General features: G+C 70.0%; 14 protein-coding genes and 1 tRNA gene. 3 read left to right on the top strand and 12 right to left on the bottom strand.

Annotated elements, in window-relative coordinates; genetic code table 11:
- Positions 1–27 precede the first annotated feature (27 nt).
- Positions 28–231, bottom strand: a complete 204-nt coding sequence (locus ACIOHP_RS05960; RefSeq protein ID WP_004986771.1) for a cold-shock protein — start codon at positions 229–231, stop codon at positions 28–30.
- A gap of 412 nt (positions 232–643) precedes the next feature.
- Complete coding sequence (locus tag ACIOHP_RS05965; protein WP_401883766.1) at positions 644–1,111, bottom strand: DUF5990 family protein; 468 nt, start codon at positions 1,109–1,111, stop codon at positions 644–646.
- A gap of 204 nt (positions 1,112–1,315) precedes the next feature.
- On the opposite strand from ACIOHP_RS05965, the gene ACIOHP_RS05970 reads away from it, so the two are divergent.
- On the top strand, positions 1,316–3,841 hold the full coding sequence (locus ACIOHP_RS05970) for a hypothetical protein (protein WP_401883768.1): 2,526 nt from the start codon (positions 1,316–1,318) through the stop codon (positions 3,839–3,841).
- A gap of 55 nt (positions 3,842–3,896) precedes the next feature.
- Here the strand turns inward: ACIOHP_RS05970 and ACIOHP_RS05975 are convergent.
- Positions 3,897–3,970 (bottom strand) — tRNA-Gly (locus tag ACIOHP_RS05975).
- Between the two features lie 501 nt (positions 3,971–4,471).
- Between ACIOHP_RS05975 and dcd the strand changes: the two genes are divergently transcribed.
- Together dcd and ACIOHP_RS05985 are read left to right on the top strand one after the other, a co-directional pair.
- A complete protein-coding gene (gene dcd, locus ACIOHP_RS05980; RefSeq protein WP_013001952.1) occupies positions 4,472–5,047 on the top strand; it encodes a dCTP deaminase in 576 nt (191 codons plus the stop codon).
- Positions 5,044–5,541 (top strand): phosphoribosyltransferase, encoded by a 498-nt coding sequence (locus tag ACIOHP_RS05985; RefSeq protein ID WP_401883770.1) that lies wholly within the window; start codon positions 5,044–5,046, stop codon positions 5,539–5,541. The genes dcd and ACIOHP_RS05985 overlap by 4 nt, the downstream gene beginning before the upstream one ends.
- Positions 5,542–5,612: 71 nt before the next feature.
- Here ACIOHP_RS05985 and ACIOHP_RS05990 read toward each other — a convergent pair whose 3' ends face one another.
- The 9 genes from ACIOHP_RS05990 to ACIOHP_RS06030 all read right to left on the bottom strand — a co-directional run bounded on the left by ACIOHP_RS05990 (position 5,613) and on the right by ACIOHP_RS06030 (position 18,193).
- Positions 5,613–6,560, bottom strand: a complete 948-nt coding sequence (locus tag ACIOHP_RS05990) for a Yip1 family protein (RefSeq protein ID WP_361550563.1) — start codon at positions 6,558–6,560, stop codon at positions 5,613–5,615.
- Positions 6,561–6,603: 43 nt separating this feature from the next.
- On the bottom strand, positions 6,604–8,055 hold the full coding sequence (locus ACIOHP_RS05995; RefSeq protein WP_401883772.1) for an FG-GAP-like repeat-containing protein: 1,452 nt from the start codon (positions 8,053–8,055) through the stop codon (positions 6,604–6,606).
- A 61-nt stretch (positions 8,056–8,116) separates the two neighbouring features.
- Entirely contained in the window at positions 8,117–9,481 is a 1,365-nt protein-coding gene (locus tag ACIOHP_RS06000) for an FG-GAP and VCBS repeat-containing protein (protein ID WP_401883774.1), read from the bottom strand.
- A gap of 18 nt (positions 9,482–9,499) precedes the next feature.
- Entirely contained in the window at positions 9,500–10,933 is a 1,434-nt protein-coding gene (locus ACIOHP_RS06005) for an FG-GAP repeat protein (RefSeq protein ID WP_401883776.1), read from the bottom strand.
- A gap of 171 nt (positions 10,934–11,104) precedes the next feature.
- Complete coding sequence (locus ACIOHP_RS06010) at positions 11,105–12,589, bottom strand: FG-GAP-like repeat-containing protein (protein ID WP_401883778.1); 1,485 nt, start codon at positions 12,587–12,589, stop codon at positions 11,105–11,107.
- 199 nt (positions 12,590–12,788) lie between these two features.
- A complete protein-coding gene (locus ACIOHP_RS06015; RefSeq protein WP_401884128.1) occupies positions 12,789–14,072 on the bottom strand; it encodes an FG-GAP repeat domain-containing protein in 1,284 nt (427 codons plus the stop codon).
- A gap of 354 nt (positions 14,073–14,426) precedes the next feature.
- Complete coding sequence (locus tag ACIOHP_RS06020) at positions 14,427–15,344, bottom strand: RNA polymerase sigma-70 factor (RefSeq protein WP_401883780.1); 918 nt, start codon at positions 15,342–15,344, stop codon at positions 14,427–14,429.
- 43 nt (positions 15,345–15,387) lie between these two features.
- The gene (locus tag ACIOHP_RS06025) at positions 15,388–15,771 is read right to left on the bottom strand and encodes a DoxX family protein (RefSeq protein WP_361550552.1); all 384 of its coding nucleotides are present in this window, start codon (positions 15,769–15,771) and stop codon (positions 15,388–15,390) included.
- 154 nt (positions 15,772–15,925) lie between these two features.
- On the bottom strand, positions 15,926–18,193 hold the full coding sequence (locus ACIOHP_RS06030; RefSeq protein WP_361550550.1) for a heterodisulfide reductase-related iron-sulfur binding cluster: 2,268 nt from the start codon (positions 18,191–18,193) through the stop codon (positions 15,926–15,928).
- Positions 18,194–18,283 lie beyond the last annotated feature (90 nt).

Here is an 18,283-nt window from a genome sequence, read left to right on the forward strand (position 1 = left end):
CTGCGAAGAATGTGTTGCTGCCGGTGGTCAGGCCGGAACGATGTTCTCGGCCGTCGGGCCCTTCTGGCCCTGCGCGATGTCGAACGACACCTTCTGACCTTCCAGCAGCTCGCGGAAGCCCTGGGCGGCGATGTTGGAGTAGTGGGCGAAGACGTCGGCGCCGCCGCCGTCCTGCTCGATGAAGCCGAAGCCCTTTTCCGCGTTGAACCACTTCACGGTGCCAGTAGCCATGTCATTTCTCCTTCGGAGACGATTTCCGGAATTCACCCTGTGTGGATTCCGCGTCGCCCGTGCTGATTAACCCGTCGGAAAATGAACCCTCTGGCAACCACACCTGCAACTGGCACCGACATTAGCATGCCGCGATCGGCCCTGTGCGGTCTGTAATTCCACTGGGGTTGACGGTCGAGGAATACTCGCAGTGCACCGCAGCCATTTCTCACTTCACGGATACAGATATTGACTCGCGCGGATGAGCTGTTTTCTGGCGAACCTTTCCGGCCGCAGCGCCATGACCTCCGGCGATGTGCCGCGCGCCGCTGCCGGCACCCTCGCCTGACGGGACACCGGCGCACACGCCGCGACCCCACTGACGCAACGAATGTCACATCCGCCGCGCCAGACGACACCGACGTCCGGCGTCCTACCCGGCGTGTGCCGCGGTCCAGGTGATCAGCGGGGGCTCGACCCGTGCGCACAGCGGCCCGCCCCGCTCGTCGGTCAGCCCGAGCCGCCCGACCAGCAGCCCGTCGCGCGCGGCGGCGTCGAGCGTGTCGGCGGGGATGACGTCGAGCATGAGCTTGGCGCGCCGGAACATCGTGAACAGGCCCGACCCGTCGACAGTGCCCCACGACAGATAGATGAACCGCCGCCCCAGACGGTTCTGCACGTAGGGGCCCGTGACCTCGGTACCGGCTGCCGAGGAGCTGGTGCTGCACTCCAGGGTCCACGTCGCGGCCGGCGCGTCCCCGGGCTGCGGCTCGAGGAGCTCGGCCGGACGGTCGCGGCGTTGCACGGCGACATGGACGTTGTCGTAGGTGGCCACTGTGCCGTCGGCGGGGGCGGGGTGGGTGAGGCCGGGGAGGTCGATGGCGTCGATGCGGATGCGCATGGCCGCCATCATCCGGCATGGCACGGGCCCCTGGGGCGAGCCCGTTCTCCCCACCTCGCACAGGGCGGTGTCGACCGTCTCTCGGCGATGTCGGTGCCGCGCTTTACAGTGAGCTGATCGTCTTCTGCGGCGGATGTGCCGGGGACGGTTCTCAGGGGAGACAGCCAAGGGGGGCAACTGATGTCCGTTTTTCGCGTGGGGCGGATGCGAAGACGTGCTGCGGCGGGGCTGTGCGGAGCGGCACTGACCGCCTCGACGCTGCTCACGCCCACGGCGACAGCGACGGGCGATGAACCGGCCACGACAGGGACGGTTTCGCCGACAAAGGACGCCGCGTTCCGTACCGGGCGGAGCGTCGCGATGGGCGACCACGGGCGCGTCGAGCTCATCGACGGACGTGACATCCGGGTGACGGCGGACGCGGCACGCTACTCCGTCGCGTCGTTGGACGGCACGGTGTCCGTGCGGCCGACCGGGAAGTCCGCGGCGGACCGCCCGACCGCGGAGCTCCGGTCGACGGCGGGCACCGAGGACGCTCGGGACGTTCCCGCGACGACGTACGCCGCCGCGTCGACGTACGCGGTCAAACTGAGCATCACGAACGCCGATGTCCGGTCCAAGTCGTTCTACGTCTGGGACCGCAAGACCTGGACCTCGTACGCCGTCGACAGCGACACCGCCGGCGGTTCGTCGACCGTGAAGCTGCCGCCGGGTGACTACTTCTCGGTCGCGCTGCACAACGACTGGCAGGAGCCCAGCTACCTGCTCACCCGCACCTTCTCGGTCACTTCGGCTGCCAAGACGGTCACCTTCGACCAGCGCGCCGCCAAGGAGACCGCGATCCGCACCGACGACACCACCGCGACCCGCGCCGCCGCCGCCGTGTGGATCAGCGTCCCCGGTGGGGACCTGGCGGGCTTCGCCGGATCGGGAGCCGACAAGGTGTACGTCACCCCGTTCTCCGTGAGCGGCGTCTCGCTGCGCCTGCACGAGGTGCTCGGCAAGAAGGGCGCCTCGGCGAGCGTCCCGAGTCCCTACCGCTACGACCTCACGCACAGCTTCACGACCACGGTGCCCGCCTCGCCCGTCGTGACAGTCCGTGCCTCCACCCTGGCGAAGACCGTCACGAAGGTGGGCGCCCCGGGCACCCGGACCACGGCCTATCTGCAGACCGTCCCGTCCTTCGGCGAGTGGACGGGCGTGTTCGTCGCCTCTTCGGTGCCCGTCGCCGGTTCGGTCACCGAGTACGCCACCCCGGGCGTCACCTACAGCCGGCTGCTCTCCTACGGCACCGGCGAGCTGAGCCTGAACCTCCCGGACCGGACGCTGCCCGCCGGAACCAGCGCGGGCGAGACCCTGGGCGCGGCTCCGCTACAGCCACTTCGCTCGGAGTGGGGCGGATCGCAACGGAACTACGGGAAGATCCGGTTGTCCGAGCCGAACGCCTTCGGTGACTCCGCCGGCCACACGGCGGTCGACGGCCGTGCGACGTACTCGTACAAGCTGACCTCCTCCGGCGGCATCACCTACGCCCAGGCCGACGGCCTCGACGCCTACCAATCGCTCACCTCGTCCAGCCTGCCGTCGCTGGAGCAGACGTACACCCTCGACCAGACCGTCCACCGCCGGGTCCCGTACGCCCGGCTGTCCACGGACGTACACAGCGCGTGGACGTTCCGCTCGGGTTACGCGGAGGGCCGGGAACTCCCGCTCATCGACGCCAAGTTGAACGTTCCGGGGCTCGACGGGTACGGCCGCGCGGCCGCCGGTCCGGTCCAGGTGCGGGCGAGCGCGACCACGCGCGACGCGGACGCGGCGACGGCCAACACCAGGATCACGGGGCTCGCCTACTCCACGGACGGCGGCGCCACCTGGACGGACCTGGACGTCGCGGCGGACGGTTCGGCGACGCTCGACGTTCCCGCCACCGCCTCCTTCGTCTCGCTGCGCGTCACCGCCGCCGACGACCAGGGCGGCATCCTCCGCCGCACCATCGTGCGCGCGTTCGCGGGCCCGGCGCCCCAGAGCGACGAGACGGTGGGCGCTACCCGCGTCTCGAACGTCGTGGTCAACGGGGGCAAGCGGGTGGAGCTGAGCGACGAGCCGCTGCAGGAGTTCAAGGCGAAGTTCACCGCCACCGACGCCTCCGGGGTCGCGGGCGGAGACATGTACCTCTACAAGGGTTCGTACGACACTCCCGACGCCGTCCTCTACGGCACCTGGCCGGCGGCCTGCACCGAGGTCAACGCGACCACCTCCACCTGTGAGGCCCACTTCGCCTACATCCAGCCGCGCTGGATCCTGGGCCGCAACTCCCTGGCCGGCACCTGGAAGGCGGCCGTCTGGGCCGAGTCCAAGGACGGTACGGGCCATGCCGACCTGCACGCCGCCAAGTCGTTCCCGGTCGTGCGTGACGCGACGCTGACAGCCAACGCGGCTCCCGAACCGGTGGCCAAGGGCAAGACCCTCACCATCACCGGCAAGCTCTCCCGCGCGGACTGGGAGACGCTCGGCGGCTACCACGGCTACGCGGACCAGAAGGTGAAGCTGCAGTTCCGTAAAAAGGGGGCGTCCACGTATACGACCGTGAAGACGGTCACGACGAGCGGCACAGGAACCCTGAAGACCACGGCGAAGGCGTCGACGGACGGTTACTGGCGCTACGTCTTCACCGGCACGTCCACCACCGCACCCGCCACCGCCTCGGGCGACTACGTCGACGTCCGCTGACCTCGCCGACCCCGCCCACGCGAAAGCCCCAGGTCACCGACCTGGGGCTTCGATCTGGAGCGGGTGACGAGAATCGAACTCGCACTCTCAGCTTGGGAAGCTGATGTTCTACCACTAAACTACACCCGCGTAAGACGCCGGTTGAGACCGGTGTCGGAACGCTCTGTCACTCTACCTCATGCCAGACCCCCGGCGCCGGAGCCGTGGGGTCTGAGTGTGTTTCAGGGGAGCGATGGGGCTGCGGGGCGCCGGAGTTGGGGCGTACGGTGGGGAGATGGGAGAGGCTCCGGGAGAGGTCGGAGTGCCGCCTGGAGAGTCGTTCCTTCCATCCCGTAATGTGGCTTTTGTCGTCCGGCGAGCAGCAGCCGGACGCGGCTCTTGGGGAAGGGACTCCAGAACTTGATGGAGCGCACTGTCGTCCGTTGTGCCGATGGGCACGTGTTCAGCACCGCTTCGTTCCCGATGCAGCAGGCCGAGCGGCTCGGTCCCGGGCGACTCGTCCGGTGCCCTCGGTGTGCCCGGCTTCGCAGCGTTGTTCCGGTGACCTTGGAGAAGCGGTAAAGGAGTAGTACCGAGGCGCGCGGACCGTCCGATGGTGGTCGGTCCGCGCGCCTTGCGTATCCTCGGGGCGTGCTTCTCTCAGACAAGGACATCCGGGCCGAGATCGATTCCGGGCGGGTACGGATCGATCCCTACGACGAATCCATGGTGCAGCCGTCCAGCGTCGACGTGCGCCTCGATCGCTTCTTCCGGGTGTTCGAGAACCACCGCTACCCCCACATCGACCCCTCCGTCGAGCAGGCGGACCTCACGCGCCTCGTGGAGCCGGAGGGCGACGAGCCCTTCATCCTCCACCCCGGCGAGTTCGTCCTCGCCTCGACGTACGAGGTCATCACCCTCCCCGACGACCTCGCCTCGCGCCTGGAGGGCAAGTCCTCCCTCGGCCGCCTCGGCCTCGTCACCCACTCCACCGCCGGTTTCATCGACCCCGGCTTCTCCGGGCACGTGACGTTGGAGCTCTCCAACCTCGCCACCCTCCCCATCAAGCTCTGGCCCGGCATGAAGATCGGCCAGCTGTGCCTGTTCCGGCTCTCCTCGCCGGCCGAGTTCCCCTACGGCAGCGAGCGCTACGGCTCCCGTTACCAGGGCCAGCGCGGCCCAACGGCCTCCCGTTCCTTCCTCAACTTCCACAGGACGCAGGTATGAGCGACGTACGGGAGAACCTGACGTACGAGCGATTCGGCGTCGCCGTCCGCGAGCTCGCGCAGACCATCGCCGACGACGGCTACGAGCCCGACATCGTCCTGTCCATCGCCCGCGGCGGTGTGTTCGTCGCGGGGGGCCTGGCGTACGCGCTGGACTGCAAGAACATCCACCTGGTCAACGTGGAGTTCTACACCGGCGTGGGCACCACCCTCGACATGCCCGTCATGCTCGCGCCCGTCCCCAACGCCATCGACTTCTCCTCCAAAAAGGTCCTCATCACCGACGACGTCGCCGACACCGGCAAGACCCTCAAGCTGGTCCGCGACTTCTGCCTCGACACCGTCGCCGAGGTCCGCAGCGCCGTCATCTACGAGAAGACGCAGTCGCTGGTGAAGTGCGAGTACGTGTGGAAGCGGACGGATGAGTGGATCAACTTTCCGTGGTCCGTCGAACCCCCCGTGATCAAGCGGGCCGGGCAGGTGCTCGACGCCTGAGCAGGGGCGGGTGACGAAGAAGGGGCTTCCCGTCGTGGGGAGCCCCTTTTCGGTGTGTGGAGGGTCGGTGTCTAGAAGGTGCCCAGTTTCACGATCGACAGCAGGGCGATCAGCTGGATCGACGCCGCGCCCAGGGCCTTGGGCCAGGGGAGGTCGTGGGACTTGGAGACCATCAGGGTCAGGAGGGCGCCCGCTGCCACCCAGGTCGCCCAGCCGACGCCCTGGACGAACGTGGCGTCGCCGCCGAAGAACATGGCGAGCACGAGGCGGGGGGCGTCCGTCAGGGACATGATCAGCATGGAGAGGCCGACCGTGGGCTGCCAGGCGCCGTCACCGCCGAGCTGGCGGGCCAGGGTGTGGGTGACCACGCCCAGGACGAAGGAGGACAGGACCATCGCGACCGCCGTCGTCAGGACGATCGGGACCGCGTTGGAGAGGGTGGCGTTGATCGCGTCCTCGCGGGCGCCGTCGAAGCCGAAGACGGCGAGCAGGCCGTAGAGGAACGTCACGATCAGGGCCGGGCCCCACATCGTGTAGTCGCGCATCTGGAGGAAGGTCTGGTTGGGGGCCGTCACGATGCCCCTCAGAAGGTCCTTCCAGTGGAGGCGGGGGCCCACCGGGCCGGGCGGCGGGGTCGAGCCCGCGCGGTACGTGCCGCCCTGGTTGTAGGGGTCCTCGCCGACGGAGAACGCCTGGGTGTGACCCGGGTTGTTCGCCGCGTACGGGTCGTGGCCGCCGTCGCCGAAGTACTCCGGCTCGTCGTAGCCGCCGCCCTGGGGGCCGCCGTACTGCTGCTGCCCCGGGTGCGGGTGCGCGGGCGGCGCGGGGTAGCCGCCGTACGACGGTCCCTGCGGGGCCTGCTGCCCGTACGGAGGTTGTTGCGGTCGCGTGTGAGGAGCGCCGTTGTCCCGGCCGCGTCCGATCCTGAATCCAGCCACGCCTTCGAACGTACCTGGTCCCGGAGAGCCGCGTGCCGGGCCCGCGGGTTCGGACCCGGCTTTGCTGCCGAGCTGTGACATCCCCTAAGGGGTTGTCATGACTGTCCCTGACACGTCGTGAGGGTCAGCCCACCAGGACGTCGCCGAAGTACGCGTCGCCGGTGGGGCCGCCCAGGGTCGGGCCGCTGAAGGACTTCGACCCGGTGGCGGTGAGGCCGGAGGTGGTGGACTTGAGGAACCAGACGGCGCCGTCGCTGCTGTTCTCGCCGGAGGCGGAGGTCACCAGTTCCGTACGGCCGTTGTTGTCGATGTCCGTGAGGTGGACCGCGTAGCCGAAGTGGTCGTAGGACTCCGCCGTGCCGGGGACGTTCGCCGTGTTCTGGGAGTAGGACTTCGAGCCGGTGCCGGTCAGGCCGGAGGCCGAGCCGCGCAGGATCGTGACCGTGCCCGCGTGCTTCGCCGAGCCGATGGTCTCCTGCTCGGAGCCGACCGCGATGTCGGTGTAGCCGTCGCCGTTGACGTCGCCGGCCGACAGGCTCCAGCCGAAGAAGTCGAACTTCTCGGCGGTGCCGGGGACGCTCGCCGAGTCCTGCGTGAACTTCACCGGCGTACGGGTCGACAGGCCCGTGGACGCGCCGTACGTCACCGTCACCGCGCCGCCGAGACCGCCGTTCGGCTCGGACGTCGACTTCTCCATGAAGTTGCCGGTGACGATGTCGCCGTAGCCGTCCTTGTTCACGTCGGCGATGACACCGGCGTAGCCGCCCGCGAGCTTCTTGCCGACCTTGAGGGTGGTGGTGGCGTCGCCCGTGTAGAGGACGCTGCGGGTGCGGTAGTCGCCGGTGCTGGTCTCCTCCTGGCCCATGACCAGCAGGTCGGTGCGGCCGTCGGCGTTGACCTCGCCCGCGATGAGGCCGTCGGGGTAGATCGTGCTCTGGTCGACCGTGTCGACGCCGACGAGCGAAGCGGCCTTGCCGGTACGGGAGACGGGGCCGCGGAAGATGTTCAGGGACGGCGTGGAGTTGTTGCCGGCGGCCAGGTCGGTGTGGCCGTCGCCGTCGAAGTCGCCGGCCGCGAGGGACCAGCCCAGCTCGTTGCGGTACTCCGGCAGCGGGGAGGAGATGTCGGTACCGGACTTGATACCGGTCGCGCCGCCCCACAGCACGGTCAGCGCGCCGAAGGAGTCGGTGGAGCCGATCCTCTCGCCGTGCACGCCGACCACGATGTCCGTGTAACCGTCGCCGTCCATGTCGCCCGTGGTGAGGCGGTCGCCGAAGTACTCACTGGTCTCCGGGGTGCCGGGGATGCCGTCCGTGGCCTGGCTGATGATCTGGCGCTTGGTGGTGTCCAGGCCGCTCTTGGTGCCGTAGACGACGGCGACATAGCCCGCGCCGGTCTTGCCGGAGATCTTGGCGATCGGGGCGGCGATCGCGACATCGCGGTAGCCGTCGCCGTTGAAGTCGCCGTCCAGGCCGGAGGGGGCGGCGGTCGCGGTCGTCGCGGCCGAGAGGGTGAGCAGACCGCCGGTGAGGGTGGCCGCGACGGCGGTCGCGAGGGTGGTTCTGAGGTGACGCATCGGGTTCTCCTGGAAGAAAGCGCAGACAGCGAAGAAGGCGAAGAAAGCGCGGGGGGAAAGGTCAGTCGAGGAAGCCGCCGCCGTACTCCGGCAGGTGGACGGAGCCCGTCGCGGTCGGAGTGGTGCTCGTGCCGCGCATGAGCAGGGCGTCGCCGTTCCCGCCCACCGTCAGGTCGGCCTTGCCGTCGCGGTCGAGGTCGCGCAGCCGGACCGGGGAGCCGAAGGAGACGTAGGAGTCGGCCGGGCCGAGCACCGTCTGCGGGATCCACGTGGAGCGGGTGCCGGTCAGGCCGCCGGAGCCGCCGCGGAAGACGGTGACGCCGCCCTGGTCCTCCTTGCCGTCCACGTCCTCCTGCGGCACGCCGACCGCGAGGTCCGCGTAACCGTCGCCGTTGGTGTCGCCGGCGGAGACGGAGTAACCGAAGTTGTCGCCCGACTCGGGGCTGCCGGGGACACCGGAGGAGGCCTGGTTGTACGTCATCGAACCGCTCGGCCCCGAGGACGTCCCGCGCCAGACGCTGACGATGCCCTTGCCGTCGTTGTTGTCGGGCAGGCCGACGGCGATGTCGCCGTACCCGTTCTTGTCGAAGTCGCCGATCGCGGCGCCCCACGGCTCACTGGCGTACGTCTTGGAGGCGCCCGAAGTCAGGCCCGACGAGGCGCCCTTGAGGTACCAGATGCGGTTGGCGGGCTGGTTGCCGACGAACTGCGTGCCGAGGACGACCAGGTCCGTCTTCCCGTCGCCGTTGACCTTGCCGGCGGCGAGGCCGTACGAGTACCAGCCCTGGTCCACCTTGTCGATCTTGCTGACGCTGCCCGTCGTACCGGACTTGGTGAACGGGCCGCGGTACAGCCACGCCTCGCTGCCGCCGATGACGGCGAGGTCGGGCGAGCCGTCGCCGTTGAAGTCGCCGGTGGCGAGCTCGCTGCCGAAGTGGGACTGGGAGCCGCTCGCGCCGGACTTCGGGGCGAGGGTGGTGCCGCCGGACAGGCCCGTCCTGGAGCCCCAGACGATGGTGACCGTCCCGCGGTACTCGGCGCTGCCCACGTGCTCCGTGCCGTTGCCGACGACCAGGTCCGCGTAGCCGTCCTTGTTGAGGTCGGCGCTGCTGATCGACTCGCCGAAGTAGTCGTCCTCCTCGCCGGTCCCGGGGATGCCGGGGCTGTCCTGGTGGACGACCTGGGTGCGCGTCGTGTCGAGGCCGCTCGCGCTGCCGTAGACGATGTTGACGGCGCCGCCGGTCCAGCCGTCGTCGCCGGAGATGCCGGAGTAGTAGTGGCTGTACGCCAGGTCCCGGTAGCCGTCGCCGTTGAAGTCGTCGTAGTGCTTGGCGACCGCCGCCGAGGCGGGGGCGGCGAGGAACAGCGGGGTGAGGCCGGTCGCCACGAGGGTGACGGTCAGGGCGGCCGCGGTGCTTCTGCGCATGGGTATCGCTCCTGTGGGTCAGCCGATGAGGCCGGCGCCGAACGCGCCGTAGCCGCTGGACATGCCGAGGGAACCGGGGCCGAAGGAACGGATGCCGGCGGTGGTGATGCCGCTCGTCGTGCCGTTCAGCGACCAGACGGCGCCGGTGCCCTCGTTCTCGAAGCCGGCGGTCACCGTGTAGTCGGCGCGGCCGTCGCCGTTGACGTCGGACAGCAGGACGTCCGAGCCGAAGTAGTCGGTGGACTCCGAGGTGCCGGGGACGTCGTAGGTGTCCTGCGAGATCGCGCGGCCGCCGTGGAGAAGCGGGCCGACCAGCACCACGGAGGTGCCGGCGTCCTCGGCCTGGGTGGTGTCCTCGAAGGGGACGCCGATCGCGAGGTCGCCGTGGCCGTCGGCGTTGAAGTCGCCGATGGAGACCGCGCCGCCGAAGCCGTCGCCGGCCTCGTCCGTGCCCGCGACTCCCTCGGAGCTCTGGGTGAGTTCGGCCATCGGCGCGTCCCCGTTGACGGGCCCGCCCGCCGAGCCGCGGATGACGACGACCCGGCCGCCGAGGCTGCCGGACTGGTCGTCCTCCTCGCTGAAGACGTTGCCGAGGGCGATCTCGTCGTAGCCGTCGCCGTCGATGTCGCCGAGCGCGATCGACGTGCCGCCGTTCAGGGGGCGCGGCGAGCTGGTGTCGGGGCCGGCGGCGGAGCCGAGGTAGGCGACGCCCCTGGACCAACTGCCCGAGGCGTGCGAGGTGTTGTGGGTGCGGTAGGTGAGGACCAGGTCGGACTTCTTGTCGCCGTCGGTGTCGCCGGCCTTCATGGCGTCGACGGAATACGCCGTCTCCGGCAGGCCGATCTTCTTCACCGTGCCGGTGGTGCCGGACCTGGTGAAGCCGCCGCGGATCACATACGACTTGGTGCCGCCCGTGCCGACGGCGAGGTCGGCCCTGGCGTCGCCGTCGAAGTCGCCGGTGGTGAGAAGGGAGCCCCAGTTGTCGTGGGAGGAGACCGCCGGGTCCTTGACCGCGGTGCCGCCCTTGACGCCGCTCGCGGAGCCCCACAGCACGGTGACGGAGCCGCCGTCGACGTCCGTGCCGACGTCCTCGCCGGGGGCGCCGACGGCGAGGTCGGTGTAGCCGTCCTTGTTGAGGTCGGCGATCGCGAGGGCCTCGCCGAAGGTGTCCTCGGCCTCGGCGGTGCCGGGCACGCCGGTGGTGTTCTGGCTGAGGACGGTGCGCTTGGCGGGGTCGAGGCCGTTCTTGGTGCCGTAGAGGACGGCGACGTAGCCGGCCATGCCCTTGCCGCCGACCTTCGCGTACGGCGCGGCGAACGCGACGTCGCCGTAGCCGTCGCCGTTGAAGTCCGCGGTGTACTGCTTCGGCGTGGCCGCCGTCGCGGCCGGGGCCGCGAGGGTGAGCAGGCCTCCGGTGAGCGCCACGGCGGTGGCGATGCGCAGAAGTCGCATGGGGTTCTTTCGTTTCGGGGGACACGCCGAGGCCGTACGGTGCCGGGGCACCGGGCCGCGGACCGGTCGGGTGGTCGAGTGGCGGGGTGGCCGAGCGGCCGAGTGGTTCAGCCGCTCAGCCGCCCGGTGGCCGAGTGGCTCAGCCACCCAGCCGTTCAGCTGTTCAGCCGTTCAGTCCGCGAAGTTGGCGCTGAAGGCCGGGTTGCCCGTCGTCGAGACGCCCGACGTGCTCGGGGAGACCGTGCGGGCGCCGGTCGTGGTGATCTTCGTGCCGTTGGAGGGCAGGTAGAGGACCGCGCCGTTGCCGTCGTTCTCGTAGGAGCCCGCGATCAGGTCCGCGCGGCCGTCGCCGGTGACGTCGTCGAGCTTGACGTCGGCGCCGAGCGCGTCGTTCTTCTCGTCCTCGCCGGGCACGCCCGCGGTGGACTGGGCGAAGGACTGGGCGCCGGAGGAGGTGTTCAGACCGGAGGCCGAGCCGTACAGGACGGTGACCATGCCGGTGTCCGTCACGCCGTCGATGTTCTCGCCGGCGACGCCGACGACGAGGTCCTGGAAGCCGTCGCCGTTGATGTCGCCGAGGTCCAGCTCGTAGCCGAAGTAGTCGTTCTTCTCGGAGGTGCCGGGGACGTTTCCGGTGTTCTGGGTGATGCCGGTGACCGAGCCGGCGCCGCTCGCGGAGCCGTAGGTGATCCATACCTTGCCGCCGTCGGCGCCGCCCGGGTAGGTGACGCTGCCGTCGTCGGTGGTCCTGTTCCAGTACATGCCGGAGACGATGTCGCCGAAGCCGTCGGCGTTGATGTCGCCGATCGCGGTGATGGCACCGGGCTTGAGGGTCTGCGCGGACGCGACGGACAGGCCGCTCGCGGTGCCGGGGACCAGGTAGTTGGTGTTCCAGCCGTAGTCGGTCTCGGTCTCGAAGCCGTCGACCACCAGGTCGGTGCGGCCGTCGCCGTTGACGTCGCCCGCGGTGAGGTTGAGCGGGCCGCGGGCGCTGCCGCCGGACTGGATCGGCGGCTTGATGGTGGAGCGGCCGCCGACCGCGGTGCCGGAGGCGCTGATGCCGCCCTTGTAGACGTGGATCGTGCTGGAGGTGTTGCCCACCGCGAGGTCGTCCGTGCCGTCGCCGTCGTAGTCGCCGGCGGCGAGGTTCTTGCCCCAGGTGTCGTGCGAGGAGGGGGCCGGGTCGGCGATGGTCACGCCGGTGCCGGTGATGCCCTTCGCGGAGCCCCACAGCACGGCGAGACCGCCGCCGTCGGCGTCGCTGCCGACGTCCTCCCAGGGGGCGGAGACGGCGATGTCGTCGTAGCCGTCGTTGTTGAAGTCGCCGTAGGCGGTCTCCGCGCCGAAGAAGTCGTTCGTCTCGGCGGTGCCGGGCACGCCCGTGGTGTTCTGGCTGATGACGGAGCGCTTCGCGGACGACACCCCGGTGCCGGTGCCGTACAGCACGACGAGCTGCCCGGCGCCCTTCTTGCCGTTGACGTACGCACCGGCGGCCGAGAAGGCCACGTCGCCGATGCCGTCACCGTTGAAGTCGGCCTTCGGCACGACCGTCGAGTCCGCGGCCGTCGCCGTCGCGGCCGAGAAGGTGAGCAGACCGCCCGTCAGCGCGGCAGCGGTGGCCGTCGCGAGGGCGAGTCGCAGATGGTGCTGGTGCATGCGGGTTCTCCTGCGGCATGCGGGGACGCCTGGCGGGGCGTCCACAGTCGATGGGTGCGGACCGGCCGTGTTCGCCGGGAGTACTCCTCGGCTGCACAGGTCGGTCGGCGCACAGGAGACCTCTGTCGGTGCGTAAGGGTTGTACGTGTGTTCGGTAAATTTCTGTGCCCTCTGTGACGGCCGGGGACGACCCGGGTGCTCAGTCGGCTTCCAGGAACTCCGAGGTGGAGAAGGTGACCGTCGGCTCGGTGCTCAGGAGCCCCTTCTCGGCCCCGGAGAAGACCGCGACACTGTCCTTGGTCTCGCCCTGGTACGTCCGCACCGCGAGGTCCGCCCGCCCGTCCCCGTCGAAGTCGCCGACCGAGAGAACCCGGGCGGTGCCCACGGCGCCCGGCTCGACGGTGACCATGCCCGACGCCGACAGTCCGGCCGTACGGCCTCGGAACACCTTGATCCGCGACCCGCTGGAGACGAGTTCGCTCAGCCCGTCGCCGTCGAAGTCGGCCGCGTCGAGCATGGAGCCGGGGGAGGAGAGAGTGGCGCGGGCGGCGGTGGGCAGGTCGTAGCGCAGGGCGGTGCCGCCCATCGCGCCGATCGCCGCGTCCAGGGCCTTGCCCTTGCCGAAGCGGCCGAGGGCGACGTCGATGCCGGCCGGCAGGAGGATGCCGGTGCGGGTCGGGCCGGTGGGGCCGCCGAGGACGAGGGCGGAGGTGGCGGTGCCGTCCGCCGTACGGACGACCAGGTCGTCGTATCCGTCGCGGTTCACGTCGGTGGCCGGGCCCGTGGGGAGCTCGCCGGGGGCGGGGACGGGGGCGGTGGTCGCCTTCGGGGCGCCCTTCCTGGTGAACGGGCCGCGCAGATAGGTGAGTCGGGAGCCCGAGGCGTGCAGGACGAGATCCTGGGCGTCGTCCCCGTCAAAGTCCCCGCACACCGGCTGGTCCGGCCAGTCGTTGCCTGCCCGGGCGCGCGCCGGGACGACGAGCTTGACCGCCTTGCCGGTCAGGCCGGACGGGGAGCCGAAGAGGACCTGGAGGGGGACCGGCGGCTGTCCCTGGCCGTCGTAGGGCGGGTCGGTCGACACGACGAGGTCCGTGAAGCCGTCCCCGTCGAGGTCACAGGTGGCCTCCGCCTCGAACACGGCGGGCAGTTGCCCCTTGGTGGCGACGGCCTGCTTCGCCGGACTCAGCAACTGCCGCGCTCCCGGCGTCAGTCCGCGCGCACTCCCGTAGACGATGCCGATGCCCGCGTCGTCCGCGTGCGCCTGCGCCTTGACCAGGTCGTCGAGTACGAGGTCCCGGTGGCCGTCGCCGTTGAAGTCGTCGGCGGCCTCACTGCCCTTGCCGCGCGGGACGGGCAGCTTCGCGGGGGCGTTCGCGGCGCGCACGGGCGGCGTGCCGTGGCCGGCGCTCTCGGCGTGCTGGGTGGGTCCGCAGGAGACGAGCAGGAGGGCGCCGCAGAGCACCGCCGTACCCGCCCCGGCCATTCGCACGCGCACCGCACACCTCGTCAGCATCATCGACAACGAACCCCGGTAATGATGCACGCGTTCGAGCCCGGGGTTAAGGGGGAGTTCAGCCGGGGTTTGCGAGCAGGGGTCCGGGTGATGGCCGCGTACGTGCCGCGAGCCGTGATCGACGCATGACCGGGACCGTGCCCATGCCGGGTTCCCGGAGCGCGGTGTGCCCTCAGGGGCCTGCGTGGCCGCGGTCGTCGCCGATGCGGTGCTGGGGGGCGGGGCGGCTCCCGAAGGTGTTCTACGGCGGTCAGGGCGCCGTGGCGACGTCGTCGCGGCGCTGGTCCGGGCAGGCCCGCCCGGGGGCCCGCCCGGGGGCGCGTGTCACGGTGTGTCCCGCACCTCGCGGTGGACCGCCCAGGCGTCCGCCACCGGGCCCAGGTGCCGGAGCTTGTCAGGGTTGACGACGTTGCGGATCGCCTGGATCCGCCCTTCGCGGACGTCGAGGACCATGGTGTGGAGGACCTTGCCGTCCCGGTCCCGGAAGACCGCCCCCGGCTCGCCGTTGACCTCGTGCGGCTCGAACGTCACCGCGGCCCGGGCCATCCGGGGGAAGACGGCGGCCAGCAGCCGGGCCACGTTCCGCGCGCCGACGACGGCCCTGGCCAGCTGCGGGGCCTTGCCGCCGCCGTCGCCGACCAGCGTCACCTCGGCGGCGAGCAGTTCCTGGAGGCCGTCCACATCGCCCTCGCGCAGCGCCTGGAAGAACCGCGACGCCAGTTCCGTCCGCTCCTTGTGGCTCGCCTCGAACCGGGGCCGGCCCTCGGCCATGTGGCGCCGCGCCCGCACCACCAGCTGGCGGCACGCCGCCTCGGAGCGCCCCACCGCCGACGCGACCTCGGGAAAGCCGAAGTCGAACACCTCCCGCAGCACGAACACCGCCCGCTCCAGCGGGGACAGCCGCTCCAGCAGCAACAGGGCCGCCGTCGACACCGAGTCCGCCAGCTCCGCCGACCGCTCCGGGTCCTGGTAGGGGTCGGCGAGCAGCGGCTCGGGGAACCACGGACCGACGTAGGCCTCGCGCCGGACGCGGGCGGAACGGAGCACGTTGATCGAGACCCGGGTCACCGCGGCCGAGAGATAGGCCTTGACGGAGCGGGGTTCGGTCGGCGAGGCCTCGTAGCGCAGCCAGGTCTCCTGGACGGCGTCCTCGGCCTCGCTGACGCTGCCCAGGATCCGGTAGGCGATCGAGAAGAGCAGCGGCCGCAGTTCCTGGAACTCCTCGGTCCTGGTCCTGCTCATGCCGCTCCCCTCGGCCGACGGTGCTCCCCATTCTCGCGTCCTGTCAGCCGGTGAAGGACTCGGGGCCGAAACGGCCCCACGCGATGAACGCCGCGAGCACGAGGTAGACCGAGTTGAGCACCACGAACCTCGCCTCGCCGAGCCGGCCGTGGGTGATCATCGCACCGACCATGAGCAGGATCCAGCAGACGGCGGTGACCGGCACCAGGGCCGGGGCGATGTCGACCACGGCGGGCAGGACCAGGCCGACGGCGGCCAGCAGTTCGAGGACACCGAGGCTTTTGAGGAAGCCGACGCTCACCCGTGCCGTCCAGCCCCCGCCGGGGGCCGCGGCCAGCTTCTCCCGCGGTACGAAGGTCTTGGTGACGCCACCGGCCAGGGCGACCGCGGCGAGCAGTGCGGCACCGATCCACAGCGCGAGGTTCATCGTCCACTCCTTGAGTCCTTGAGCGAGATTGCCGTCGCCTCCTACGACAAGACGGCGGCTTCGCCAGTGACATCGCCGAGCACCTGGGCCGCATCCGCACAGCGACGCCCCCCACGCCCAGGTGGGCGTGGGGGGCGTCGGAGTGGCGTACGGGCTACTTCACCGGTTCCGATTCCGGGGCGGGCTCCGTCTCCGCCGCGTCCTGCGGGTCCACCGGGGTCTTCACGGACTCCAGCAGGAGCTGGGCCACGTCGACGACCGTGACGGACTCCTTGGCCTTGCCCTCGTTCTTCTTGCCGTTGACCGAGTCGGTCAGCATGACGAGGCAGAACGGGCAGGCCGTGGAGACGATGTCGGGGTTGAGGGAGAGGGCTTCGTCGACGCGCTCGTTGTTGATGCGCTTGCCGATCCGCTCCTCCATCCACATCCGCGCGCCACCGGCGCCACAGCAGAAGCCGCGCTCCTTGTGGCGGTGCATCTCCTGCTGGCGCAGGCCCGGGACGGCCGACATGATCTCGCGCGGGGGCGTGTAGATCTTGTTGTGACGGCCCAGGTAGCAGGGGTCGTGGTAGGTGATGAGGCCGTCGACCGGGGTCACCGGGAGCAGCTTGCCCTCGTCGATGAGGTGCTGGAGCAGCTGGGTGTGGTGGATGGTCTCGTAGTCGCCGCCGAGCTGCGGGTACTCGTTGCCGATTGTGTTCAGGCAGTGCGGGCAGGTCGCGACGATCTTCTTCGCCGACCGCGGCTTCTTCGTCGACTCGTCCTCGTCGTCCTCGCCGAAGGCCATGTTCAGCGCGGCGACGTTCTCCATGCCGAGTTCCTGGAACAGCGGCTCGTTGCCGAGGCGGCGGGCCGAGTCACCGGTGCACTTCTCGTCGCCGCCCATGATCGCGAACTTGACGCCCGCGATGTGGAGGAGCTCCGCGAAGGCCTTGGTGGTCTTCTTGGCGCGGTCCTCCAGGGAGCCCGCGCAGCCGACCCAGTACAGGTACTCGACCTCGGACAGGTCCTCGATGTCCTTGCCGACGACCGGCACCTCGAAGTCGAGTTCCTTGAGCCACTCCAGGCGCTGCTTCTTGGCCAGGCCCCAGGGGTTGCCCTTCTTCTCCAGGTTCTTGAGCATCGTGCCCGCCTCGGACGGGAACGCGGACTCGATCATCACCTGGTAGCGGCGCATGTCGACGATGTGGTCGACGTGCTCGATGTCGACCGGGCACTGCTCGACACAGGCGCCGCAGGTGGTGCAGGACCACAGGACGTCCGGGTCGATGACGCCGTTCTCCTCGGCGGTGCCGATCAGCGGGCGCTCGGCCTCCGCCAGAGCCGCGGCGGGCACACCGGCCAGCTGCTCCTCGGAGGCCTTCTCCTCGCCCTCCATGGTCTTGCCGCCGCCCGCCAGCAGGTAAGGCGCCTTGGCGTGCGAGTGGTCCCGCAGCGACATGATCAGCAGCTTCGGGGAGAGCGGCTTGCCGGTGTTCCAGGCCGGGCACTGCGACTGGCAGCGACCGCACTCGGTGCAGGTCGAGAAGTCGAGGAGGCCCTTCCAGGAGAACTGCTCGACCTGGGAGACGCCGAAGACGTCGTCCTCGCCCGGGTCGGTGAAGTCGATCGGCTTGCCGCCGGAGGTCATGGGCTGCAGGCCGCCGAGTGCGGTGGAGCCGTCCGCGTTGCGCTTGAACCAGATGTTCGGGAACGCGAGGAAGCGGTGCCAGGCGACGCTCATGTTGGCGTTCAGCGAGACGACGATCATCCAGATGAACGAGACGCTGACCTTGATGCCGGCGAAGAGGTAGACCAGCGTCTGGAGCGTGGAGACGTCGAGGTCCCGGAAAGCGGCGACCAGCGGGTACGAGGCGAAGAACGCGGCCTCGTAGTGGTCCACGTGGTGCATCGCGCCCTCGAGGCCGCGCAGCACGTAGATCACGATGCCGATGGTGAGGATGACGTACTCGACGAAGTACGCCTGCCAGGCCTTGGAGCCCGCGAAGCGGGACTTGCGGCCGGGGCGCGAGGGCAGGTTCAGCAGGCGGATCGCGATCAGCACGGCGATGCCGAGGCCGGTCATCACGGTGATGAACTCGACGTACATCTCCCAGGGCAGCCAGCCGCCGATGACCGGGAGGACGAAGTCGGCCTGGAAGAGCTGGCCCAGGGCCTGGCCCAGGATCGGGATCAGCGTCAGGAAGCCCATCGCCACGAACCAGTGGGCGAAGCCCACGATCCCCCAGCGGTTCATCCGCGTGTGGCCGAGGAACTCCTTCACCAGCGTCACACTGCGCTGGTAGGGGTTGTCGATCCGGGTGCCGGCGGGCAGAGGCTGGCCGAGCATGAAAAACCGGACGAACTGCGCGATGACGCGTGCGAACAATGCCGCGCCGACCACGGTCAGGACCAGCGACACGATGATCGCGGCGAGTTGCATGTCGGGGCTCCTCGGGCCTGCGATGGGGTTCTTTCGAGCGGGGTGGAGCGAGATTACTAAGCGGTAACTTATGCAGTTCTACGAGAGTAC

The organism is Streptomyces sp. NPDC087859 (genome assembly GCF_044742595.1).
Classification (GTDB): Bacteria; Actinomycetota; Actinomycetes; order Streptomycetales; family Streptomycetaceae; genus Streptomyces; species Streptomyces canus_F.